22 protein-coding genes and 1 tRNA gene are annotated in these 22,350 nt (G+C 66.5%); 14 read left to right on the top strand and 9 right to left on the bottom strand.

Translation table 11 applies throughout. The annotated features are described in order from the left end of the window. Positions 1–438, top strand: a complete 438-nt coding sequence (locus tag ACIA75_RS08205; RefSeq protein ID WP_397101393.1) for a holo-ACP synthase — start codon at positions 1–3, stop codon at positions 436–438. 56 nt (positions 439–494) lie between these two features. Here ACIA75_RS08205 and ACIA75_RS08210 read toward each other — a convergent pair whose 3' ends face one another. The 3 genes from ACIA75_RS08210 to ACIA75_RS08220 form a co-directional block, all read right to left on the bottom strand. Next, positions 495–1,115 carry a TetR/AcrR family transcriptional regulator gene (locus ACIA75_RS08210; RefSeq protein ID WP_328398787.1) on the bottom strand — a complete coding sequence of 207 codons (621 nt, stop codon included), beginning with the start codon at positions 1,113–1,115 and terminating at the stop codon, positions 495–497. A 220-nt stretch (positions 1,116–1,335) separates the two neighbouring features. Further along, complete coding sequence (locus ACIA75_RS08215; protein WP_397101395.1) at positions 1,336–2,103, bottom strand: ABC transporter permease; 768 nt, start codon at positions 2,101–2,103, stop codon at positions 1,336–1,338. 37 nt (positions 2,104–2,140) lie between these two features. Next, a complete protein-coding gene (locus tag ACIA75_RS08220; protein WP_397101397.1) occupies positions 2,141–3,088 on the bottom strand; it encodes an ATP-binding cassette domain-containing protein in 948 nt (315 codons plus the stop codon). Positions 3,089–3,294: 206 nt separating this feature from the next. Here ACIA75_RS08220 and ACIA75_RS08225 point away from each other — a divergent pair, with 206 nt between their 5' ends. Next, positions 3,295–4,077, top strand: coding sequence for a TetR/AcrR family transcriptional regulator (locus ACIA75_RS08225; RefSeq protein WP_397101399.1), 783 nt, complete (start codon positions 3,295–3,297; stop codon positions 4,075–4,077). A gap of 239 nt (positions 4,078–4,316) precedes the next feature. Here ACIA75_RS08225 and bcp read toward each other — a convergent pair whose 3' ends face one another. Then, entirely contained in the window at positions 4,317–4,790 is a 474-nt protein-coding gene (bcp, locus tag ACIA75_RS08230; RefSeq protein ID WP_397101401.1) for a thioredoxin-dependent thiol peroxidase, read from the bottom strand. A 265-nt stretch (positions 4,791–5,055) separates the two neighbouring features. Here bcp and ACIA75_RS08235 point away from each other — a divergent pair, with 265 nt between their 5' ends. Beyond that, on the top strand, positions 5,056–5,277 hold the full coding sequence (locus tag ACIA75_RS08235) for a DUF3618 domain-containing protein (RefSeq protein ID WP_397101403.1): 222 nt from the start codon (positions 5,056–5,058) through the stop codon (positions 5,275–5,277). Between the two features lie 70 nt (positions 5,278–5,347). Here the strand turns inward: ACIA75_RS08235 and ACIA75_RS08240 are convergent, their stop codons facing one another. Next, a complete protein-coding gene (locus tag ACIA75_RS08240; RefSeq protein WP_397101405.1) occupies positions 5,348–5,653 on the bottom strand; it encodes an excalibur calcium-binding domain-containing protein in 306 nt (101 codons plus the stop codon). Between the two features lie 321 nt (positions 5,654–5,974). Between ACIA75_RS08240 and ACIA75_RS08245 the strand changes: the two genes are divergently transcribed. After that, positions 5,975–8,104: an acyltransferase family protein gene (locus ACIA75_RS08245; RefSeq protein ID WP_397103409.1), complete on the top strand. Its 2,130-nt coding sequence runs from the start codon at positions 5,975–5,977 to the stop codon at positions 8,102–8,104. Between the two features lie 174 nt (positions 8,105–8,278). Here ACIA75_RS08245 and ACIA75_RS08250 read toward each other — a convergent pair whose 3' ends face one another. Both ACIA75_RS08250 and ACIA75_RS08255 read right to left on the bottom strand, forming a co-directional pair. Continuing rightward, the gene (locus ACIA75_RS08250; protein WP_397101407.1) at positions 8,279–8,590 is read right to left on the bottom strand and encodes a hypothetical protein; all 312 of its coding nucleotides are present in this window, start codon (positions 8,588–8,590) and stop codon (positions 8,279–8,281) included. 231 nt (positions 8,591–8,821) lie between these two features. Beyond that, positions 8,822–9,454: a transglycosylase SLT domain-containing protein gene (locus ACIA75_RS08255; protein ID WP_397101409.1), complete on the bottom strand. Its 633-nt coding sequence runs from the start codon at positions 9,452–9,454 to the stop codon at positions 8,822–8,824. A gap of 731 nt (positions 9,455–10,185) precedes the next feature. On the opposite strand from ACIA75_RS08255, the gene ACIA75_RS08260 reads away from it, so the two are divergent. From ACIA75_RS08260 to ACIA75_RS08275, 4 genes are all read left to right on the top strand, one after another. Beyond that, positions 10,186–12,225 (top strand): FAD-dependent oxidoreductase, encoded by a 2,040-nt coding sequence (locus tag ACIA75_RS08260; RefSeq protein ID WP_397101411.1) that lies wholly within the window; start codon positions 10,186–10,188, stop codon positions 12,223–12,225. A 108-nt stretch (positions 12,226–12,333) separates the two neighbouring features. Beyond that, on the top strand, positions 12,334–13,161 hold the full coding sequence (locus tag ACIA75_RS08265) for an ABC transporter permease (RefSeq protein ID WP_397101413.1): 828 nt from the start codon (positions 12,334–12,336) through the stop codon (positions 13,159–13,161). Continuing rightward, positions 13,154–14,002, top strand: a complete 849-nt coding sequence (locus tag ACIA75_RS08270; RefSeq protein ID WP_397101415.1) for an ABC transporter permease — start codon at positions 13,154–13,156, stop codon at positions 14,000–14,002. Before ACIA75_RS08265 ends, ACIA75_RS08270 begins: the two co-directional genes overlap by 8 nt. 15 nt (positions 14,003–14,017) lie before the next feature. After that, positions 14,018–14,992: an ATP-binding cassette domain-containing protein gene (locus ACIA75_RS08275; protein WP_397101417.1), complete on the top strand. Its 975-nt coding sequence runs from the start codon at positions 14,018–14,020 to the stop codon at positions 14,990–14,992. 112 nt (positions 14,993–15,104) lie between these two features. On the opposite strand, the gene ACIA75_RS08280 is transcribed toward ACIA75_RS08275, so the two are convergent. Beyond that, a complete protein-coding gene (locus tag ACIA75_RS08280) occupies positions 15,105–16,262 on the bottom strand; it encodes an Ig-like domain-containing protein (RefSeq protein ID WP_397101419.1) in 1,158 nt (385 codons plus the stop codon). A 359-nt stretch (positions 16,263–16,621) separates the two neighbouring features. Between ACIA75_RS08280 and ACIA75_RS08285 the strand changes: the two genes are divergently transcribed. Together ACIA75_RS08285 and ACIA75_RS08290 are read left to right on the top strand one after the other, a co-directional pair. Continuing rightward, a tRNA-Lys gene (locus ACIA75_RS08285) sits at positions 16,622–16,697 on the top strand. Between the two features lie 418 nt (positions 16,698–17,115). Continuing rightward, the gene (locus tag ACIA75_RS08290; RefSeq protein WP_397103411.1) at positions 17,116–18,462 is read left to right on the top strand and encodes an MFS transporter; all 1,347 of its coding nucleotides are present in this window, start codon (positions 17,116–17,118) and stop codon (positions 18,460–18,462) included. Positions 18,463–18,467: 5 nt separating this feature from the next. Here the strand turns inward: ACIA75_RS08290 and ACIA75_RS08295 are convergent, their stop codons facing one another. After that, positions 18,468–19,076, bottom strand: a complete 609-nt coding sequence (locus tag ACIA75_RS08295; protein ID WP_397101421.1) for a TetR family transcriptional regulator — start codon at positions 19,074–19,076, stop codon at positions 18,468–18,470. A gap of 177 nt (positions 19,077–19,253) precedes the next feature. Here ACIA75_RS08295 and ACIA75_RS08300 point away from each other — a divergent pair, with 177 nt between their 5' ends. The 4 genes from ACIA75_RS08300 (at position 19,254) to ACIA75_RS08315 (ending at position 22,266) form a co-directional block, all read left to right on the top strand. Further along, positions 19,254–20,309 carry a ferredoxin reductase gene (locus ACIA75_RS08300; RefSeq protein WP_397101423.1) on the top strand — a complete coding sequence of 352 codons (1,056 nt, stop codon included), beginning with the start codon at positions 19,254–19,256 and terminating at the stop codon, positions 20,307–20,309. Between the two features lie 12 nt (positions 20,310–20,321). Continuing rightward, positions 20,322–21,506, top strand: coding sequence for a fatty acid desaturase family protein (locus tag ACIA75_RS08305; protein WP_397101425.1), 1,185 nt, complete (start codon positions 20,322–20,324; stop codon positions 21,504–21,506). Next, positions 21,506–21,877 carry a hypothetical protein gene (locus tag ACIA75_RS08310; RefSeq protein WP_397101427.1) on the top strand — a complete coding sequence of 124 codons (372 nt, stop codon included), beginning with the start codon at positions 21,506–21,508 and terminating at the stop codon, positions 21,875–21,877. The genes ACIA75_RS08305 and ACIA75_RS08310 overlap by 1 nt, the downstream gene beginning before the upstream one ends. Positions 21,878–21,945: 68 nt before the next feature. Then, entirely contained in the window at positions 21,946–22,266 is a 321-nt protein-coding gene (locus ACIA75_RS08315) for a hypothetical protein (RefSeq protein ID WP_397101429.1), read from the top strand. The last annotated feature ends 84 nt before the right edge of the window (positions 22,267–22,350 follow it).

Consider the following 22,350-nt stretch of genomic DNA (forward strand, 5'->3'; position numbering starts at 1 on the left):
GTGACCATCCTCGGAATCGGCTTGGACCTGGTGACCATCTCCGAGTTCGCCGAACAACTGCAACGAGCCGGAACAACCATGCTCCGGGAGAGTTTCACCGCCGGTGAGCGGCGCTACTGCCAGAGCAAGGCCACCGATCCGGCCCGTAGCTACGCGGCGCGGTGGGCGGCGAAGGAGGCCGTGCTGAAAGCCTGGGCCTCCTCCCGGTTCGCCCGCCGCCCGCAGATCGGGGACAACCCGTATCCGCTGATCGAAGTGGTCAACGACGCCTGGGGCCGGCCGAGCATCAAACTGCACGGCCTGGCCGCGGAGTTCCTGCCGCGGGTCCGGGTGCACCTGTCGCTCACCCACGACGGGGACACCGCGGCCGCCATGGTGGTACTGGAGGATCCCGGTGAACTCGCCGATCTGATCGAAGGACGGTCACCGGAGAGCTGAGATCGACCGAACGGCCCGGAGTGCATGGCACCCCGGGCCGTTCGGCGTATCGAGCTTCAGCGTTGGCTGGCGGTGCGGGATTCCTTCTCCGCGACCAGGAGATACGCGACCATCAGGCGTTTGAGCTCGGCGACCGCGTCGGCGTGGCTCTGCTCGTCCTGCACCGAGAAGTTCATCATCGAATAGACCACGTGCACCAGCACCTCGGCCATCATGGTGCGCCGGGCCCGGGGCGTGCGCGGGGTGAGCGGGCGCAGCATCTGCGAGACGACCTCGGCGAATTCCTTCTCGTGGATCGCGCCGGTGGCCCGCGTCGAGGGCGTGGACTGCATCGCCAGCCAGACCTCGCGGCGGGACGGGTCGGTCATCCACAGGCTTGCCAGATGATCGACGAACTGGTTCATATGCCGCAGCCAGTCCAGCGAGGGGATCTCGCCGTGGAAATCGGCCAGCTCCTGGGATACCGCGACCAGGTCCTGCCGATTCAGTTCGCAGACGATCACGTACTTGTTGGCGAAGAATTGGTACAGCGTGCCGATCGGCACTTCCGCCCGGGCGGCGACCTCTTCACAGGTGAACGATTCGAAGCCCACTTCGACGAGAAGTTCCCGCGACGCCTGCAGCAGCGCGTCGAACTTTCGCTTGCTGCGCTCCTGCGTCGGACGCCGCCGCGGCATGAGTTCCTGCGGATCGTCCTGCAGTTCCAATTCCAGCGCAGGGTCCGGACGCCGTTTCACTGTGGCCTCCGCACGTACGTTCACATGTCCCAGGCTAGCGGTAGGCCGAAGGTAGTGGTGGGAGAGTGCGGGATTGTAACGGCGAGTCTGTCATGTCTCACCACGGGAACCCCGCCGATCGGGGGCCGGCAACACCGTCGCGGATCGGCGGGGGTTCGGTTCAGTTCCGGGTTTTGCGCCGGAAGAGCACCAGGGCGGTGAGGTAGCACACCAGCGCGATGGAGCCCCACCACACGATCGCCAGCACCGCGCTGTTTCCGATCGGGGTTCCGACCAGCAGTCCGCGCAGAGTTTCGATCACCGGTGTCACCGGCTGGTGCTCGGCGAAGCCACGCAGCCGGCTCGGCATGGTCTCCGGCGGAACGAAGGCGCTGCTGACATAGGGGATGAACATGGCGAAGATGGTGAATCCGTTGGCGGCCTCCGGACTACTGGCGAGCAACCCGAAACATGCCGACATCCAGGAGAGCGCCACCACCACCAGCGCCAGGAGTGCCGCGGCGGCGAGCCAGCGCAGCGGATCGGCGGTGGGCCGGAAACCGATGGCCAGCGCGACGATCACCACCACCGCGGTCGCCAGGATATTGCGCAGCAGACTTTCGGTGATGTGCCCGGTGAGGAACGACGAGCGGCTGATCGCCATGGTACGGAAGCGATCGACGATACCTTCGGCGATATCGACCGAAACACTGATCGCCGTGGTCGAGGCGCCGAAACAGGCGCACATCAGCACGATCCCGGGCACCACGTAATCGACGAAGGTACCGCCGACATCCATGGCCCCGCCGAAGACGTAGACGAACATGAGCAGGATCATGATCGGCAGCGCGAGGGTGCTGATCAGCGCGTCGGGACTGCGCACCGTATGACGGAGATTGCGGGCCGTCATGGTTGCCGCGTCCTGTGCAGCGTGGGTGAGGGTGGTCATGTGAGTGGCTTTCTGTGAGGGGGATGCGCGCGGGTCGCTATGCGGCCGGTACGGCTTCGGCGGGACGGCTGGTCAGTGCGAAGAAGACGTCGTCGAGATCCGGGGTGTGCACGCTGAGCCGTTCGACGGTGATATCGCGTGCGGCGAACTCGTCCAGCAGATGTTTGAGATGGGTGACCTGCCCGTCGGACGGGACCTGCAGGGTGAGTTCGTCCGGATCGGTTTCCGGGAAACCGGTCACGCGCGCCGCGGCGGCCAGGTTCGCGCGGTCGGCGAAGCGGAAGAGAATATGGCCGCCGGGGGTGAGTTGTTTGAGTTCGGCCGGGGTTCCATCTGCGACGATGCGGCCGTCGTACAGGACCGCGATCCGGTCGGCCAGTTGATCGGCTTCCTCCAGGTACTGGGTGGTGAGGAAAACCGTCACGCCGTCGTCGACCAGTTCCCGGATGACCTGCCAGAGTTCGCGACGGCTACGCGGGTCCAGTCCCGTGGTGGGTTCGTCGAGGAAGACCACCTCCGGGCGCCCCATCAGGCTCATGGCGAGGTCGAGGCGGCGGCGCATACCGCCGGAGTAGGTGCTCGCGGGCCGTCCGGCGGCCGCGACGAGGTCGAAGCGTTCCACGAGTTCGGTGGTACGCCGGCGGACTTCCGACCGGCTCAGATGCAGTAGCCGGCCGACCATGTGCAGGTTCTCGGTGCCGGTGAGCACTTTGTCCAGTGCGGCGTACTGACCGGTGACCCCGATGGCGGCCCGGACTCGATCTGGTTCGTGCGCTACGTCGTATCCGGCGACCCGGGCGGTTCCGCTGTCCGGACCGGTCAGGGTCGCCAGGATGCGCACCATGGTGGTTTTCCCGGCGCCGTTGGGGCCGAGGAGGGAGAACACCGATCCGGGCGCGATATCGAGGTCGATACCGGCGAGGACCCGGTGGTCGCCGAAGGATTTGCCGAGGCCGGCGAGGGAAATGGCAGGTGGGGCGGTCATAGTGGGCTCCGTTCGTAGAACTGCATGCTGAATAAACTGTATATGGCATATATTCTGATTAGAGAGTACACAGTTTGAGGCGGGGTGCAAGGACAGCGGGGAACCCGGTGGTAGGAAGGGGTAGGCGCCAGCGGGCCGGCCGCTGTCCGGCCGGACTGCCGACCACCGCGAACCGGGTCGCGGAACCGACGGAAGGAATCAGATCGATGCCGAGCGCAGCGGACAACGGACCGGCCATGGCCGTCCCAGAAGGGGCAGCGGCCACGGCGGACACCGAACGGCCGCTCCCGAAATCGATCGAACTCATGTGGGGACTGGCGCCGGCCGGAACCCGAGGGCCCCGCCGCGGGCTGAGCCTGGAACAGATCGTGGACGCCGTGATCGAACTCGCCGACGAGGAGGGGTTCGCCGCGCTGTCGATGAACAAGATCGCCGAGCGCCTCGGTTTCACCGCGATGTCGTTGTACCGCTATGTCGACAGCAAATCCACCTTGGTGGAGATCGCGCTGGACCGGGTGCTGGGAAAACCTCCGGAGCCCGCACCCGGCACCCCGTGGCGGGCGGTGCTACACGAATGGGCGTGGGCGGAGTACCGGCTGATCGCCAAGCACGCGGGCTGGCTCAGTGTGCGGATGACCGCACCGCCGCTGGGACCGAACAACATGGCATGGCTGGAGGCGGGCCTGTCGGCGCTCGGTCAAACCCGGGTGCCGGAACCGATCAAATTACAGCTGGTGATGAACCTGACGCTGTTCGTGATCGGACGGGTCCGCCTCGTCGCCGAAATCGACCCCGGCAACCCGGAATCCGACGGCGATTGGGACATTCTCGAACGGGTGATCGACCCCGAACGCTTCCCTGCCGTCACGGCTGCCGTGCGGGCCCAGGCCTTCGAACAGGACGAGGGAGCCTGGGAGGACCTGTTCTTCGAACGGAGTCTGGGACTGCTACTCGACGGCTACGAGCGCTTGATCGAATCCTACGACTGATCGCCCGGGAGCACCTCCCCACCGGATCGCGCTCGTCGATGAATCGACAGCAGCGCGATCCGGTACGGGGTTGTTCACCGGGTTTCGCGGCGTCCTGGACTCGGCGGGCCACGATCGAACGCGCGGTCGTCGCAAGGTCGGTGCTGTCCGACGAGGGCCCGGCCGTGACGGATCGGCGGCGGGGGCGGTCACTGCTATCGCCGGGCAGGCGCCGGCGGATGCTGCGCGGTGGTCCGCGGCTACACCGACAGGTCGCGGCGGAGTTTGGCGACGTGGCCGGTGGCCCGCACGTTGTACTGCGCCACTTCGATTTTCCCGTCGGCATCGACCAGGAAGGTGGATCGGATGACCCCGGTCACCTTCTTGCCGTACATCGTCTTCTCGCCGAACGCGCCCCATTCGGCGAGGACCTTGCGTTCTGGGTCGGACAGTAGCGGGAAGTTCAACTGCTCGGCATCCCGGAACTTGGCGAGTTTGGCCGGTTTGTCGGGGGAGATCCCGACCACCTCCAGCCCGGCGGAATTCAGCTCACCGAGACTGTCCCGGAAATCACAGGCCTGCTTGGTACAGCCGGGAGTGCTTGCGGCGGGGTAGAAGTAGACCACCACCTTGCGGCCGCGGTAGTCGGCCAGCGAGACGTTCTTGCCGTCCGCGTCGGGGAGGGTGAAATCGGGTGCCGGATCGCCCGGGGAGAGTCGATGGTTGTCGGTCACCTTCGCACCGTACCGAATCGCCCGGCTCATGGGCGTGGACTCGGATCGCGTCGCAGGGTGTGCGGTGTACCACGGTGGTAGTCGTCGGCGGGGACACGAGTTCGGTGGTGGCCGGCGACCGGCCGGATCGGGCCGAGCGCATGGTGACCGCGGTGTCCACGGATACACTCGTGCGCGAACCCTGGCGCGACCGGTGACAACCGCGGCCCGGGGGTGATCATCGGCCGGCGGACGACGCGGCAGACCAGGTACAGGAGGCGTGAAGGTGGCAAAGGATACCGAGCGGATCGAGCAGGAGATCGAAGCCGCGCGGGAGCGGCTGGCGAGCACCCTGGACGAGATCGCGGTGCGGGCCGATCCGCAGCGGCTCGCCGAGGGCACCAAACAGCTGGCGCTGGCCAAGGTGAATCAGCCGAAGGTGAAGTACACGCTGATCGGTGTGGGTGTGCTGGCGGCGGGCGCGCTGCTGTTCAAGATCCTGCGCTGAGCCCGTGACCTACGACAACGCCCGGTGACAGAAATTCTGTCACCGGGCGTTCGTGCGCAGTGGTGCTGGATCAGACGGTGGGGCAAGCGAATCCGTCGCCGTCCGGATCCAGGTGCGGCCCGAACCCGGGCTCACCGCGGAAGATCGGCGCCCGGCCCGCGGCGCGTGCTTCGTCACAGTTCTTGAAGGCGCCGCCGGCGGAACCGGTCTGCGCCAACTGCGCCGAACCGGTGGCGCCCAGGACCGCGTCGGCGGCCGAGGAACCGGTACCCGCCAGGGAAGGCAGCGGGAACAGGATCTGAGCGCTGGCGGCGGGAGCGGCCAGAAGAGTCAGCCCCGCGGCGGCGGCACTGACATAGAGCTGGCGTACGTTCATGAATTCCTCTATGTCTGCTGGGGAGTGGATCTAGCGTCCGAGAACGCGCGGCTACCACTGTTGTGAGGGGGGCCTCGATTGTCAACTCGTATGGCCCGGATAAGACAGGGGAAATCGGGGTCGTAGGTGGGTACTCCCCGGGTGCTGCGGCGGATCGAGCCACAGTGGCGAAGCTCTCCGGTGAGACGGCGGAATTCGCCCGGGACCACACGTTGTGATAGGGATTCATGCTATGTCCGAGGCTTGTTCTCCGCTGCTCATACCCGACTCGAACCGGGCCGGGCGGGGAATTCGATAGGTCGGAGTAAGCAGTTGTTGCGAATCAAGGACCGTGACGTCGCCGCGCAGCCCCCGGTCGCGCAGCCTCCCGCCGCGGAGCCCGGTGCCACCGCCCCCTCGGCCGAGTACCGGCTGGACCTCGACGGTCTACGCGGTATCGCGATCGCTCTGGTTGTCGCGTTCCATGTCTGGTACGGCAAGGTGTCCGGCGGCGTCGATATCTTCCTGGTGCTCTCGGGCTTCTTCTTCACCGGTATGTTGCTGCGCCGGGTGGAACGCACCGGCCGGGTTGTTCCGCGGGAGGTCGCGGTGCGCACGGGGCGGCGGCTGCTGCCCGCGCTCATGGTGGTACTCGCCGCCGTGGCCGTGGCCACAGTCGTCACCAAGCCGTATTCGACCTGGAGCAATATGTCCGGGCAGACCATCGCGTCTGCCCTCTACTACCAGAACTGGTACCTGGCGGGTGCCGCGGAGAGCTATCTGGCGGCCGACCCCTCGGTGAGCCCGCTGCAGCATATGTGGTCGATGGCGGTGCAGGGCCAGTTCTATGTGGCCATCGTCGTGCTGCTGGCACTGGTCGCCTGGGTGTGCCGGCGCGTCGCCCGGCCCGCCGCGCTCCGCCCCGCGATCGTGGTGCTGTCGGTGCTCCTGGGCGCCGGCTCCTTCGTCTACGCCGCCGTCTGGATGACGGTGTCCCAGGAATGGACCTACTACGACAGCGCAGCGCGTGCCTGGGAACTGCTGACCGGTGCCCTGCTGGCCGCCGCGCTGCCGTGGCTGCGTCTCGGCGCGGGTTGGGCCGGGCGAACCCTGGCGGCCGTGCTGGCGGTCACGGGTCTCGGCGCGGTACTCGTCTGCGGTCTGCTGTTCGACGGTGCGCGCCAATTCCCGGGACCGGCCGCACTGTTTCCGGTGGGTGCCGCGGTCGCCCTGATCATCGCCGGTATCCGTACCGAGAGCGGGCGGCGGCCGCTCGTCTCACGGTTGCTGGCCACCCGGCCCATGGTCGAACTCGGTGCCATCGCCTACTCGCTGTACCTCTGGCACTGGCCACTGCTCATCTACTACCTGGTGCAGACCGGGAAACCGCATGCCGGGCTGTACGGCGGCCTGCTGGTCATCGGGGTATCCCTCGTCCTGGCCCTGGTGACCAACAAGTTCATCGAGGAACCGCTGCGCATGCGGTCGGGTGCGGCAGCGGTCGTTTCCCCGGCCTGGCGTCGCCGTATCCCGGGTGTCGCCGTGAGCCTGGTCGGCGTGCTCGTTTTCGGTGCGTGCGTGTCCTGGCAGGTGGTGGTGGCGCGCACGCCGTCCGAACCGGTCGAGGCGCTGCCGGTGAACGAATACCCCGGTGCCGAGGCGCTGTTCGCCGGCGCGGAGGTCCCCGTCGCGAAACTACGGCCGTCGATCCTGGAAGCGTCCAACGATCTACCGGCCCCCACCCGCGACGGCTGTATCTCCGACTGGTTCAACAAAGAGGTGGTGACCTGCACCTACGGCGACCCGAACGGATCACGCACCATCGCCATGGTCGGTAACTCCCACACCGAGCACTGGATGCCGGCCATGGACGCGCTGGCCCGGGTTCACGACATCAAAGTGGTCGTGTATCTGAAAATGGGCTGTTCGCTCAATATCCGTGACGACGCCCAATACCGGGGTCTCGATATCTCCGATTGCCGTGACTGGTCCCGCCAGGTGATCGACATCTTGGCTGCCGACCCGCCGGAGTTCGTGTTCACCACCGCCACCGCGCCGGTCTGGCCGAGCGGCGGCGATGTGGTCCCCGCCGAGTACCTCGATGTATGGGCGGCGCTGGCCGAACGGCGCCTGAACGTTCTCGCCATCCGCGATACGCCGTGGCTGCGCAGCCCGACCGGGGTCCGGTACAGCGCCGTGGACTGCCTGGCCGCCGGCGGGGACAGCGCGACCTGCGGTATGGCTCGTACCGCGGCGCTGGCGCCGGTGAACCCCGCTCTCGTCCACGCGGCGGCGTTTCCGAATATGAAGCTGCTGGACCTCACGGATTCGGTATGCGGCCCCGACGTCTGCCGCGTGGTCGAAGGAAATGTCCTGGTCTATCACGACGAACATCACCTCAGCGCCAGCTACGCGCGCACCCTGGCCCCGGAGCTGGAGCGACAGATAGGAACAGCCACCGGCTGGTGGTGAGTTCGAAGTTCCGGGCGGGATCGTGCGCATGCTGCTGGCCGGCGGTGCCGATCTCACTGTCGGGGGCCGTCGGCGGTCGATGTCGCTCGGCGGTTGGGCAGGGACGAGCTGCTGGCACTGTTCGCCGGAGACGTGACCTAGCCGAAGGCTCACGTGGCGCGGTCGAAACACTGCTCACCACGGGGTTATGGGTGGCTTGACCCAGAGAATTTTTTCGTCGCGATCAGGGTGTTGCGAGGCGGGATGTGTGGGGTGACGGGCGGCCCAGGTGGCTTTGTCGTCGAGAAGTTGTGCGACCGACCGCCAGGTTTCCGCGCTACTCGGCGGGTTGACTCCCGCCGCCCGCGCCAGCTTGCGGCGGGCCGGGTCCGGCAGGTCGAGCAGTTCGGGGCCCGAAATATCCCGGTCCCACAGATATCCGGCCAGGTGCCGCGCCTTGGCGGCCCGACCGGCCTCCGCGGCCGGTGAGTGCGCGTAATCGGCCATGGGCACGAGTGTAAGCCGGTGTTCGAAACAGCCGATCGGAGAAGGGGGTTCACGGACTTTCTCCAGAAAGCAATGCGCGGTGCCGCGCTTTCGCACGGCACCGCGCACCCACTCCGTTGTGGGGTCCTCTGGTCACTCTCGCGGACGATGTCACGCGCCGTTGCGTCGACAGATGTCCGTTTCGGGTGATCGAGCTGTGTTTTCCGGTGCGCCCGTGGTGGCGCCGCAGGCTCAGTAGGCGCTGTTGACGTTGTCCATGGAGCCGTACCGGTGGGCGGCGTAGTTGCAGGCCGCGGCGATGTTCGAGACCGGGTTCCAGACATCGAACGGGGTGCCGGGCACGTGGTACGCGGCGAAGGTGGGGTCGATCACCTGCAGGAGTCCCTTGGACGGGATGCCCATGATGGCGTTCGAGTCCCAGAGGTTGATGGCGCCGGGGTCGCCGGAGGATTCACGCAGGATATTGCGCTGGATCCCCTCGTAGCTGCCGGGGATGCCGTTCTTGGCCATGATGTCCAGCGCCTCGCGGATCCAGCCGTCCAGGTTGTTGGGGTAGACCGGTGCGGGCGCCGGAGCCGGTGCGGGCGCCGGGGCGGGAGCGGGAGCCGGAGCGGCGGCAGCCGGGGCAGGAGCAGGTGCCGGAGCGACGGCCGGGGCCGGCGCCGGAGCGGCGACGTTTTCGGCGGTCACGGCCGCGGCAGGCTGCTGCTCAGCGACCATGGCGACCTTGGTGGGTGCGCTGTCGTCGGCCATGGATACCGCGGAGGACGCGGTGACGGCGACGATGCCGGCGGTGGCGAGGGCGAAGCCCAGGGCTTCGCGTTTGGTGCGACGGCGCAGGCTGGAGAAACGGTGATTGGACATGAGCGGATTCGGTTCCTTGATCGGTCTCGGGATCCGGCCCGGTTCGGGCAGCACGGATCTACGGTGGCGACCGGTGGGTCACGACCGGAAAACATGGCTGTGCTGTTGTCGGGTTTTGTTGTGTGACACCGAACGCAGGCCGGTTCGGGTCCGGAGGGCGCATCCACGGTGCCGGGTGGTTTCCCGGGCCGCCGCGCCGGCGGATCTCCACCTCCCGGTGGAGTACATTTGAATTTGGATTCGTGTTCGGCTGTCGCCATACCTTCTGTGGTATTCACCGGCGGAGCTGTTCCGGTTGTTTCCAACCCGGCGTCCACACTGTTCGCGGACCATCCGAACCTCAGGTCGTTTCCGACCGGATCTCAGAATGGTCACAGGGGGTTAACAGAAGGTGAATGGAACCTGAGAAACGCCTGAGCGCGATCTTGAATGCCGAAATGAACGAGTTGCAGTACGGCCGCGACCTGGGGAAATATCTTTAAACATCTTGTGGCGTACGACACAAAACTTTTCGCCCTGATGCCTGGATTTAGCTTCCTCGTGACGGTTCCGTGATGGATCGAGGGCCGTTTTCGTGCTGCCGGACCGGCCGGCGAACCCGGTCGTGACCGAGCGTTGTCCGAGGCTGTGGCCGGGGGTGGAAATCGCCGTGCACCGAATGGTGTGATGAGGTCCGGCAGGACCCCAGGTCCGGGTGGGGGCCCGGATCGATACCGGAAAGAGAGCCCGCGATGGACTCGACGACGAGTTATCCGCAGCTGTTCAGCCCGCTCGAGGTGGGCGGCACCACGCTGCGGAACAGGGTGGTCATGGGATCGATGCATACCGGCCTGGAGGACCGGGCGTGGGATGTGAACCGGCTGGCCGCCTATTTCGCCGAACGCGCACGCGGCGGGGTGGCGCTGATCATCACCGGCGGTTACGCCCCGAACCGCACCGGTTGGCTGCTGCCGTTCGGCGCCAAGCTGACCACCCGGACCGAGGCCTACCGGCATCGCACGATCACCCGCGCGGTGCACGATGCCGGTGCGAAGATCGCGCTGCAGATCCTGCACGCCGGGCGTTACGCCTACGTCCCGGGCAGCGTTTCCGCCTCGTCGATCAAGGCACCGATCAACCCTTTCCGTCCCCGCGCGCTGTCCGACCGGGGTGTCCGGGGCGTAATCGACGATTACGTGCGCTGCGCCGAACTGGCCCGCTTCGCCGGGTACGACGGCGTCGAAATCATGGGTGGTGAAGGCTATTTCATCAATCAATTCCTGGCGCCCCGCACCAATCGCCGCACCGATCGCTGGGGCGGGTCGGCCGAGAACCGCCGCCGGTTGGCCGTGGAGATCGTGCGCCGGACCCGGGCCGCCGCCGGACCCGATTTCCTGATCATCTTCCGGCTGTCGATGGCCGAACTCGTCGAGAACGGGCAGACTTTCGCGGAAATCATCGATCTGGCGAAAGAACTCGAAACCGCGGGCGCGAGTGTTCTCAATACCGATATCGGGTGGCACGAGGCGCGTGTGCCCACCATCGTCACCTCGGTACCGCGGGCGGCGTTCGTGGAATTCACCGCCAAGATCGCCGCGGCGGTGGATATCCCGGTGTGCGCCTCGAACCGGATCAATATGCCGGAAATCGCCGAAGAGATACTGACCCGTGGCGATGCCCAGCTGATTTCCATGGCGCGGCCGCTGCTGGCGGATCCGGAATGGGCGAACAAGGCGGCCGCGGACCGCGCCGACGAGATCAACACCTGTATCGCCTGTAACCAGGCCTGTCTCGACCACGCCTTCCAGCGCCGGACGGTGTCCTGCCTGGTGAACCCGCGGGCCGGGCACGAGACCGAACTGGTGCTGCTACCGGCGCGGCGAACCAAACACGTGGCGGTGGTCGGCGCCGGCCCGGCGGGTCTGTCGGCCGCGGTGAACCTGGCCGAGCGCGGGCATCGGGTCGAATTGTTCGAAGCCCTGGACCGGATCGGCGGGCAGTTCGATATCGCGCGCCGTATTCCGGGTAAGGAAGAGTTCGACGAATCCATTCGCTACTTCACCCGCAAACTCGAGCTCACCGGTGTCCGGGTGCATCTGAATACCCGGGTCACCGCGGCCGAACTGATCACCGGCGAATACGACGAGGTCGTGCTGGCGACCGGGGTGCGGCCACGGATCCCCGATATCCCCGGGATCGACCACCCGATGGTGCTGTCCTACGCCGAACTGGTGCGCGCGGAGAAACCGGTCGGCTCGCGGGTCGCGGTGATCGGCGCGGGCGGTATCGGTTTCGATGTGAGCGAATACCTCACTGTCGAGGGTCATCCCACACTGAAACCGGATGAATGGAAACAGGAATGGGGGGTGGACGGTGACGACGAACTGTTGCGCGGCCAGTTGCGTGCGCCCCGCCCGTCGCCCGCGGCGCGTGAGGTCGTGTTGTTGCAACGGAAGGACACGGCGTTCGGTAAAGGGCTCGGCAAGACCACGGGCTGGGTGCACCGGGCGGCGCTGAAAGCCAAAGGTGTGCGGCAGATCGGTGGCGTGAACTACGAGCGGATCGACGACGACGGTCTGCATATCAGTTTCGGGCCGAAACACGAACGGCCCGAGGTTGTCCGCGTCGACAATGTGATCGTCTGCGCCGGACAGGATTCGGTACGCGACCTCGAATCCGAACTCACCGCCGCCGGGATGACGGTGCATCTGATCGGCGGGGCGGAACTGGCCGCCGAACTGGATGCCAAACGCGCCATCGACCAGGGCACGAGGCTGGCTGCCCGCCTATGACGGTCCGGGCTTGGTGGCCGCCCGGGGCCGGTGCGAAATAGCCTTTCCCCGAAGGGAGTCGCGCGGTAAGGTCCCGTCCTTGTGTCCGCACGAGGCAGGGGGTGAGCGGTGCTCGGTGCAGCGCCCGATCTACCGGGGCATGCGAAGGTCTACTGGTGCCTGGCCGTCGCCGGTTTCCGGCGGCAGTGGCACTACAAACTGGCCATGTTCGCCGGGCTGTTCACCAACAGTGTCTTCGGATTCGTTCGCGCGTCGGTGATGGCCGCGGCGATCGGCGCGACGGGCGGTTTCGCCGGATACGACGCCGGCAGTATCGGAGCTTATGTCTGGATCTCGCAGGGTTTGCTCGGAGCACTGCAGTTCATGGCCGCCGAACTCGAAATCGCCGAACGAATCCGCACCGGGGATATCGTCGTCGACTTCCTGCGGCCCGTCGACCTACAGCTGAGCAACCTGGCCGCCGATATCGGCCGCGCGGTATGCACATTGATTCCGCGCGGAGTGCCGAGCCTGCTGATCGGTTCGCTCACCTTCGGGCTCGTTCTGCCCGGCACCCCGGAGTCCTATCTGCTCGGCGCGCTCAGCGTTCTGCTGGCGGCCGCGATCTCTTTCCTGGCCTTGTTCGCACTGACCACGGCCGGATTCTGGGTGGTGGAGACACGCGGGATCAGGACCCTCTATCAGACCTGCGGGCCCTTCCTCGCGGGGCTGTTCGTTCCGGTGCACCTCTTCCCCGACTGGTTGCGGACCTTCGCAGCTGCCACTCCCTTCCCTTCCATGCTGCAGGTACCGGTCGATGTGCTCTCCGGCCGCGTCGTCGGTTTCGAGGCGGTACAGGCTGTCGGAACCCAGATCTTCTGGTTGCTTGTGGTGGGAGCCCTGGGCCGGGTACTGCTGGCCGCGGGGCGCCGGAAAATGGAGGTGCAGGGTGGCTGACACCGCGGTGCGCGTGCCGGAACCGCGGACCGGGCCGGTCGGCTCCCGATGGCGACCCTATGCCGCGGTGCTGAATTCGCGGATCCGGGCGCAACGCTCCTATCGGCTGTCCTTCGCGGGCGAAATACTCGCTGCGACGCTGCTCGGTCTCGTGGAGTTCGCGGAAGTGTGGTTGCTCTTCCGCCAGGCGAAGGTACTGGGCGGGCTGGACATGGATGCCGCGCTGCTGTTGTTCGGGCTGAGCAATCTGGCGTTCGCACTCGCCCAGCTCGTCTGCGGACATCTGGACAAGCTGCCGACCCTGATCCGGCTCGGCATGCTCGATATCTATCATCTCCGCCCGCAGCCGGTGCTGCTGCAGCTGATCACCAGCGATTTCTCGTTGCGCCGGCTGGCCCGGGCCGGGGTCGCGATCGTGGTGCTGGCCGCCGGTCTGGTGCGTAACGAGATCGAGTGGTCGGCGAGCACGGTGGTGCTGATCCCGCTGACCGTCGCCAGCGGCGCGGTGCTCTTCGCGGGCCTGTTCGTCGTGGCTGCGGGCTGTCAGTTCTTCCTGATCGACGGTGCGGAGCTGACCAACAGTTTCACCTACGGCGGATCCTTCGCGGCGACCCAGCCCGCGTCGGTGTTCCCTACTCCGCTGCGGGTCCTGTTCTGTATCGCGATCCCGGTCGCCTTCACCGCCTACTTTCCGACGTTGGCCCTGCTGGACATACCCGGGCCGGACGGTATGCCCTCCTGGCTCGGCTGGCTGGCGCCCCTGGCGGCGCTGTGGGCATGGGTGATCGCGGCGATCATGTGGCGATTCGGTACCCGGCACTATCAGAGCGGCGGTGGATGAGATGGGAGAACGGCGATGACCGGGGCGGATTCGATCATCGAAGTCGACGAACTGACGCGGCGGTTCGTGCGGTACCGGCGCGACGGGAAACGGCGGCGGCGGGAGGCGGTCACCGCGGTCGACGCGATGAGCTTCCGGATCGAGCCCGGCGCGGCGGTGGGCTATATCGGCGCCAACGGCGCCGGGAAATCGACCACGATCAAAATGCTCACCGGGATCCTCGTGCCCACGTCCGGTGCGGTGCGGACCTGCGGCCTCGACCCTATCCGGCGGCGCCGGGAACTGGCGGGCCGGATCGGGGTGGTGTTCGGGCAGCGGTCCCAGCTGTGGTGGGACCTGCCGCTGCGCGAGTCGTTCACGATCCTGGCCGCCGTCCACCGCCTGGACCCGGCGGCCGGCCGGGCCCGCACCGCGGAACTGGTCGAACAACTGGAGATGGCCGACACCCTCGACACTCCGGTCCGGCAACTCTCGCTGGGGCAGCGGATGCGCGCCGAGGTCGCGGCGGCGCTCCTGCATTCGCCGGAGCTGATCATCCTCGACGAGCCGACCATCGGCCTGGATGTGCTGTCCAAACAGCGGCTGCGCGAATTCCTGCGCGCCGAACGTCAGGAACGCGGTACGACTCTGCTGCTGACCACCCACGATATGGGCGATATCGAACGACTCTGCGACCGCGTCCTCGTGGTCGACCACGGCCGCCTCGCCTATGACGGCTCGCTGGCGGGTCTGGGCGCGACGGTGGGTGCGCAGCGGGTACTGGTTGTCGACCTCGTCACACCCGCCCCGGCATTACACGGGCTGCCGGGGGCCGACCTGATCTCGTACGAGGCCGAGGGGTTGCGGCAGCGGCTGGCCTTCGACGCCGAAACCATCACCGCCGCGCAACTGCTCGCCGAAGTGTCGGCGCGGGCAGAGGTACGCGACCTCTCGATCGAGGAACCCGATATCGAGGACATCGTGCGGCGGCTGTACGAAACCGCCCGGTGAAAGGTTACGGCGCCGGGTCCCGCGGGACCCGGCGCCGTGTTCGCGTCGCGGTGGTCGTGTCATCGGTGCATGAGCGAGGGTCGCCCTGCGTGATCACGACTCACTCGTGCCGTCACATCTGGGCGTTGCCGGCCTTCCATTCCGGCCACGGGATATTCCAGTCGCCCAGGCCGTCCACCCCGGACAGGGTGTCGCCCACGGTGTTCTTCACGATCGTGATATCGCCGCGTTTGGCGTTGTTGAACACCCACTGCGCGTCGGCCGGACTGAGATTCAGGCAGCCGTGGCTGGTGTTCGTATTGCCCTGCGCGCCCAGTGACCACGGGGCCGAATGGAAGAAGATCCCGCTGTAGGACATCCGGGTGGCCCAGTCGACATCGGTGCGGTAACCGTCGGCCGAGTTCACCGCCACGCCGTATGTGGAGGAGTCCATGACGATGTGTTCGTGCCGGTCGGCCAGGATGTAGATGCCGTTGTCGGTGGGGGTGTCGTCCTTGCCCATCGAGGTCGGCATGGTGCGGATGACCTGTCCGTTCTTCTCGACCGTCACCATCTTGGTGTTGTCGTCGGCGGTGAAGACCATCGCGTCACCGACGACGAAATGCGAGGTGATGTCGTCCTGGCCGTACAACCCGTTGCCGAGGTCCTTGCCGTAGACGTTCACGTCGATGTCCACCCGGGTGCCCGGCGCCCAGAAGTGTTCGGGGCGCCACCGGACCTCGCGGTTGTTCACCCAGTAGAACGCGCCCTCCACCGGCGGATTCGTCTTGATGGTGATGGCGTCCTGCGCGGCCTTGCGGTCGGGGATGTTCTCGTCGAACTGGATTGCCACCGGCTGGCCGATGCCGACCACTTCGCCTTCGCCCGGGATCAGGTACGGCTTGGTGACGTTACCGGGAGCGGTGGTGGTGAAACTCATTGCCGCAGTAGCGGCTCCGCCCAGACCGATCGAGCGGGCCTGGAGCCGGTAGGTCTTGCTGTAGCCGAGGGACTCGGTGGTGGACCAGCTGCGCCCGTCCTCCGACAGCTGGCCGGCGACCGGTTGATCGTCCGCGTTGACCAGGGCCACATCGGTGAACTGTCCGTCACTGACCTCGAACTTCATCGGCGCCGCCGGCGAAACGCCGATATCGCCGTCCTTGACAGGCGAGACCAGCTTCGGCTTGATGAGTTCGGTGATGGGGTTGCGATCGATGGCTACTGTGCCTTCAGATGCTTCCGAGGACGAACATCCGGTCAACACCAGCGCTACCAGTGTGACGAGGACCATCGGTCCGAGAATCCAACCGATCGGCCCGCGCCGATCACCTATCCGCATAACAACCCCGTTTCAAGTCCCGGCGCGCACCCGCTACGCGCCGATGGCTTCGGATCCGACCGATTACTGCTCTCCTCGAACCCACCGCAGCGGCGGGATCGGTCGAGACCACGTCCAACTATTCTGCCAGCCGTGCCGAAGTGATCCCAACCGTTGATCACCATTTCCGGCTCCGGTGGCCCACCTACACATAGGGTTCTGCGGGCCGACCGTTACGGCGTCGCCCGGGTCACACCGGCGCGACTCGCTATCGATTTCACTTCTGCGGCCCGGTCCTGTTAATGTCTGTCCCGCACCGCACGACGGGGCATGCGCCATTAGCTCAATTGGCAGAGCAGCTGACTCTTAATCAGCGGGTTCGGGGTTCGAGTCCCTGATGGCGCACCAGTAAAACTAACTCTGAGCTGCGAGTTCACCATTTCTCTCACCCTCCGTTAGAGGTTCGGCTCCCAACTACTTCCGGCGGCCGACGGCGGAAATCCCTGGGTTTCCACGCATCGAGCGCGTGCCGTATCGGCGTTGCTGAGTAACGTGCCGACGGGCCTCGGCCGAACCATCACCGTCTCATCGCATCCGCTTCCGACAAGCCTGCGAACTGATCCAACGCCGGTGTGGAACCCACCACAAGCAAACCGCGCGGGATGTAATTGATTTGCGTCACCTTCGATCCCGGACGGTGGCCGAGCTGTTCGCTGCCCGAGTCCGGGCTGGGGGCGTTACTGTGCGCGGTATGAGCGAGTCAGGCCCGGAGGCGGCAGCGGAGCGTCACCACGCAGGGCCCTCGCGCATACCCGATGGGCACAGCATGAGCGAGTCGGGCCCGGAGGCGGCAGCGGAGGCCCCGGTGGGGCGGGGGCGGGTGGTTGCCTGGGGGTTGTGGGACTGGGGGTCGGCCGCCTTCAACGCGGTGATCAGCACCTTCGTTTTCGCCGTGTATCTCACCGACAGTGTCGGGGACGATCTGCCCGGTGGTATCTCCGCCAGCGCATGGCTCGGCTGGGCGCTCGGGTTCGCCGGTCTGCTGGTCGCACTGACCGCACCTGTCCTCGGCCAGCGTTTCGATGCGACCGCGAATCGTAAGCGTTCGCTGGCGATCCTGACCTCGGTGACGGTCGCCCTGATCGCCGCCATGTTCTTCGTCCGTGACGATTATCACTATCTCTGGTTCGGTTTGGTGCTGCTGGCGCTCGGCCACGTCTTCTTCGAGCTCGCGAGCGTGCCCTACAACGCGATGCTGCGCCAGGTGTCCACCCCGCAGACCGTGGGCCGGGTTTCCGGTTTCGGCTGGGCAATGGGTTACTTCGGCGGCATTTTCCTGCTGTTGATCTGCTATTTCGGGTTCATATCCGGTGACGGCGACGAACGTGGGCTCTTCGGGGCGACCACCGACGGCGGGCTGAATATCCGGCTGGTGGTGGTGCTGGCCGCGGTCTGGTTCGCGGTGTTCGCGCTGCCGGTGTTTTTCGCGGTACCGGAGGTGCGGCGCACCGGCGCCGACCCCGGGGCGGCGAGCGCGGGATTCTTCGCCTCGTACCGGGTGCTGTGGCGTGATCTGCGGGAGCTCTGGACGGTGGACCGCCGAGTGATCTGGTTCCTGCTGGCCAGTGCGATCTTCCGGGACGGTCTGGCCGGTGTCTTCGCGTTCGGCGCGGTGCTGGCGGTGCAGGTCTACGAGATCAGTGATTCCGATGTGCTGCTGTTCGGCGTCGCCGCGAATGTCGTGGCCGCGCTGGGCGCGATCGTGGCCGGCCGCTTCGACGATACGGTCGGGCCGAAGCGGGTGATCGTGGTGTCGCTGGCCTCCGCTGTCGTGTGCGGGACGGCACTGTTGCTGGTGTCCGGGCCCGCCATGTTCTGGATCTTCGGCCTGGCGCTGACCCTGTTCGTCGGGCCGGCGCAGGCGTCGGCGCGGTCCTTCCTCACCCGGCTGACGCCGCCCGGACGGGAAGGCCAGTTGTTCGGGCTCTACACCACCACGGGCCGGGCCGCGTCGTTCCTGTCGCCGAGCCTGTTCGGCCTGTTCGTGTGGGCCTTCGACGCGGACCGGGCCGGTATCGCCGGGTTGATTCTGGTACTCGCCGCCGGACTGATCGCCGTGCTGCTGGTGTCCGCGCCCGATGCACGAGTGTCCACACCGGCCGCGGCCGGCTGAGGACGTCAGGGTTTCCAGACGCCCATACCGAGGGCGATGAGCCGGACCTGCGCGATCGTGCGTTCGACAATCGGCTGCTGCTCGCGTGGTGCGGCCTGGACATAGTCGGCGATACCGTCGGTCACGGTGGCGACCAGCAGGTCGGCCGCTACTTCCAGGTCGGCCGAGGACCAGGAGTCCAGCGCCCGCACCCGGGACAGATCCACCACGAGTTCACGTACGATCAGCTGTAGCTCCAGAGCGATTGCCGAACGTAGGGCGGCACTGCCGCCGCGCTGCTCCCGGATCAAGAATCCGTACAACTCTCGTTTGGCGCCGACCTCGCCGAAGACGAACCGCACCGTTTCCGATAATCGCGCGTCCGGTGTCCGGCGCAGCTGTCGCAGTGCCAGTCGCAGCGCCTGGACACCTTCGTCGACGAGGGTGGCGCCGAGGTCTTCGAGTGAATCGAAATGCCGGTAGAACGCCGTCGGCACGATCCCGGCGGAACGGGCGATCTCCCGCAGGCTCAGCGCACCGAAGCCGCGTTCGGCGGCCAGGGCGAGGGTGCCTTCGAGCAGGGCCTGCCGGGTGCGCTCCTTGCGCTCGACGCGGCTCGCTCCCTGATCGGTCATTTCAGTGAGCATACAGCCGTTCACCATTCGCTCGTCTCCATCTTGTCGTTCGCGTCACACCGATTCCTGGTTGACAGTCCCGGCGGGGTATCCGGCACACTAGTTGAGTGTACATTCGTACACCGAAACGGATCGATGGTTCGTGAGACGACCGACAGTTAGGGACGGAGAAGTCCGATGGCCCTCCTCGACCTGGTGCAGACGCTGACCACCCCGCACCCGGTGGACCGGTACCTGGAACTGGTGCGCCCGATGCTCACCGTCCGCGATATGCGGGCCCGGATCGTCGGCGTGGACCGCTCGGTACCGGGCACCCTCTCACTGAGCCTGCGCCCGACCCGGCAGTGGGACGGGCTGCTGGCCGGCCAGTTCGTGCAGCTGGGTGTGGTGATCGACGGTGTGCGGCACGTGCGGTGCTATTCGCCGGTGAACTCCCAGCACGATCCGCGCCGCCGCCTCGACCTCACGATCCGGGTGCACCCGCACGGCCTGGTATCGCGCCACCTCCACGACAATGCCGAACCGGGCATGATCCTGGATCTCGAACCGGCCTCCGGGATCTTCCATCTGCCCTCGCAGCGGCCGGACCGGGTGCTGCTGATCAGCGGCGGCAGCGGGATCACCCCGGTGCTGTCCATGCTGCGCACCCTCGCCGACGAGAGATACACCGGTTCGGTGGTGTTCCTGCACTATGCGCGGTCACCGGAGCTGGTGCCGCATCGCGACGAACTCACCGAAATCGCCGCCGCCCACCCGAATATCTCGGTGGAACTGCGGTATCCGGAGCGAGACGGCGGCGGCTTCGACCGGGACGAGCTCAGCCGGGTGGCGCCATGGTTCGCCGAGGCGGAGACGTTCCTGTGTGGTCCGCCGCCGCTGATGGAGTCGGTGCGCGAGATCTTCACCGCAGACGGGCTGAGTGAACGCCTGCACACCGAAGAGTTCGTCGCGACTGCCATCCCGGTGGACACCGCGGACGTGCACGGGACGACCACCTTCTCGGCCAGCGGGGTCCAGGCCGACAACGCCGGCGCCTCGCTGCTGGAGCAGGCCGAAGCGGCGGGCCTCACGCCCGAATTCGGCTGCCGGATGGGGATCTGCTTCTCGTGCACCTCGGTCCGGCGCAGCGGCTGCACCCGCAACCTGCGCACCGGCGAACTGGAAACCGATCCCGATCAGCCCATCCAACTCTGCGTCCAGGCCGCCGTCGGCGACGTGGACATCGAAATCTGAAGGGGAGAACAGATGACCATCCTCACCGAGACCAAGGACGGACCGCTGGTCCTCTCGCCCGATCAGGTCGAGGAGATCGGCCGTACCCTCGACGAACTCCGCGACCGTCTCGTCGCCGATCTGGGCGAGCGCGACCGCGAGTACATCTACAACATCATCAAGGCGCAGCGAGGTTTCGAGATCGCCGGCCGCGGGCTCATGTACCTGGGGTTCCTGCCGCCGTTCTGGCTGGCCGGTGTGGCCGCGCTGAGCGTGTCGAAGATCCTGGACAATATGGAGATCGGCCACAACGTGATGCACGGCCAGTTCGACTGGATGCGTGAGCCGAACCTCAATTCGCGGGTCTTCGAATGGGATACGGTCTGCCCGGCGGACCAGTGGAAGCATTCGCACAACTACATGCACCACACCTACACCAACATCCACGGGCGCGACCGGGATATCGGCTACGGCGTGCTGCGTATCGACGAGGGTCAGGACTGGCACCCGTACTACCTGGGCAACCCGCTGTACGCGTTCCTGCTGATGGTGTTCTTCGAATGGGGCGTGATGCTGCACGACCTCGAAGCCGACAACATCGTCAAGGGCAAGCGCAGCTGGGCGGATCTCAAACCGCTGATCAAGGGTCAGCTCCGCAAGTCGGGGCGCCAGGTCCTCAAGGACTATGTCGCGTTCCCGTTGCTCTCCGGTCCGCTGTTCCTGTCCACCCTGGCCGGCAATGCGACGGCCAACCTGGTGCGCAACCTATGGGCGTATTCGATCATCTTCTGCGGGCATTTCCCGTCGGGCGTGCAGAGCTTCACCGAGGAGGAAACCGCCGAGGAGACTCGTGGCGAATGGTACGTCCGGCAGATGCTCGGCTCGGCCAATATCACCGGTAGCCCGCTGTTCCACATCATGTCGGGCAATCTCTCGCACCAGATCGAGCACCACCTGTTCCCGGACCTGCCGGCCAACCGGTATCCGGAGATCGCTCCCGAAGTGCGGGCGCTGTGCGAGAAGTTCGGGCTGCCCTACAACACCGGTCCGCTCGGCAAGCAGATCGGCTCGGTCTGGGGCAAGATCTTCCAGCTGGCCCTCCCGCCGCAGCTCCTGGAATCCCGGTTCTCCCGATTCCTGCCCGCTGTACTGCGGAAACGCGAGGAAACCGGTGTTATCGTGATGCGTCAGCAGAGTCCTACCGGAGCGGGCGTGTGATGATCGGCAAATTCGAGGCCAACAAGGACCTGATCCAGGAACTCACCTCCTCGGGCGCGCGCCGGATCGGCAATATCGCGGGCATCATCACCGGCACCGTGGCCGAGGTGACCCGGGAAATCGGCGAGTGGGTCACCGACGCGATCGAGATGAACGAAGCTGCCGCGGCGGCTCGCCGCGATGCCGCCGGCACGGACGGCCGCGACGGAGCGGCAACCGCCGGGCGGGTGGATACCGACGAGGACGTGGTGGACAGCCCGAGTGTCGCCTCCCCAGTGAGCGCTGAGACGCCGCTCGTGGCCGACGTCGTGGACGCCGATGTGGTGGAGTCCGAAACCACGGAGACCGATCTGCGCGGCAAGCACCTCTGATCGAGTCGCGCGACCGCCCGGTGGGATAGTTCACACCGGGCGGTTACTCATGAGCTAACGTCTGGGTCGTGCCCGCCTATGTCTCCTCCCCGGAGCTGACCTTCGGATTCCTGTTCGCGCTGGAGGATCCCGAACGGGTCGCGGAGGTGGTGCGCCAACTCATGGAACGGAAAACGGTCTCGGTTTTCCGCCTGGCGCGGCTGTCGGACGACGCCGGTCCGCCGGAACGTTATGTGGTGAACTGGGCGGCCATCCCGCAGATCACGATCACCACCACCGCACCCGACGCCGCCGTGCTGCGCGCTGAGCGAGTGATGCTGGTCAATGCGTTCCTCGGTGACGGCGGAGAGGTCCGGCTGTATTCGGCGGAGGGGCAGGCTCGCGAGTGATCCCTGGGCGGGCCCCTGAGCGATGTCGGAGCGGGGCCGAGCCGGGCAAACTGCCGGGCCCGGGTGGCCCGGTGCGGGAGTCTC

It is taken from the genome of Nocardia sp. NPDC051750 (assembly GCF_044453135.1).
In the GTDB taxonomy this organism is placed as follows: Bacteria; Actinomycetota; Actinomycetes; order Mycobacteriales; family Mycobacteriaceae; genus Nocardia.

Bases quoted from the DNA above. Each gene is read 5' to 3' on its own strand.
- ACIA75_RS08310 (WP_397101427.1), top strand. From the start codon at position 21,506: ATGATCGGCAAATTCGAGGCCAACAAGGACCTGATCCAGGAACTCACC.
- ACIA75_RS08210 (WP_328398787.1), bottom strand. From the start codon at position 1,115: ATGCCGCGGCGGCGTCCGACGCAGGAGCGCAGCAAGCGAAAGTTCGAC.
- ACIA75_RS08280 (WP_397101419.1), bottom strand. From the start codon at position 16,262: ATGGTCCTCGTCACACTGGTAGCGCTGGTGTTGACCGGATGTTCGTCC.
- ACIA75_RS08215 (WP_397101395.1), bottom strand. From the start codon at position 2,103: ATGACCACCCTCACCCACGCTGCACAGGACGCGGCAACCATGACGGCC.
- ACIA75_RS08220 (WP_397101397.1), bottom strand. From the start codon at position 3,088: ATGACCGCCCCACCTGCCATTTCCCTCGCCGGCCTCGGCAAATCCTTC.
- ACIA75_RS08255 (WP_397101409.1), bottom strand. From the start codon at position 9,454: ATGTCCAATCACCGTTTCTCCAGCCTGCGCCGTCGCACCAAACGCGAA.
- ACIA75_RS08225 (WP_397101399.1), top strand. From the start codon at position 3,295: ATGCCGAGCGCAGCGGACAACGGACCGGCCATGGCCGTCCCAGAAGGG.
- ACIA75_RS08300 (WP_397101423.1), top strand. From the start codon at position 19,254: ATGGCCCTCCTCGACCTGGTGCAGACGCTGACCACCCCGCACCCGGTG.
- ACIA75_RS08295 (WP_397101421.1), bottom strand. From the start codon at position 19,076: ATGACCGATCAGGGAGCGAGCCGCGTCGAGCGCAAGGAGCGCACCCGG.
- ACIA75_RS08275 (WP_397101417.1), top strand. From the start codon at position 14,018: ATGACCGGGGCGGATTCGATCATCGAAGTCGACGAACTGACGCGGCGG.
- ACIA75_RS08240 (WP_397101405.1), bottom strand. From the start codon at position 5,653: ATGAACGTACGCCAGCTCTATGTCAGTGCCGCCGCCGCGGGGCTGACT.
- ACIA75_RS08290 (WP_397103411.1), top strand. From the start codon at position 17,116: ATGAGCGAGTCGGGCCCGGAGGCGGCAGCGGAGGCCCCGGTGGGGCGG.
- ACIA75_RS08250 (WP_397101407.1), bottom strand. From the start codon at position 8,590: ATGGCCGATTACGCGCACTCACCGGCCGCGGAGGCCGGTCGGGCCGCC.
- ACIA75_RS08305 (WP_397101425.1), top strand. From the start codon at position 20,322: ATGACCATCCTCACCGAGACCAAGGACGGACCGCTGGTCCTCTCGCCC.
- ACIA75_RS08260 (WP_397101411.1), top strand. From the start codon at position 10,186: ATGGACTCGACGACGAGTTATCCGCAGCTGTTCAGCCCGCTCGAGGTG.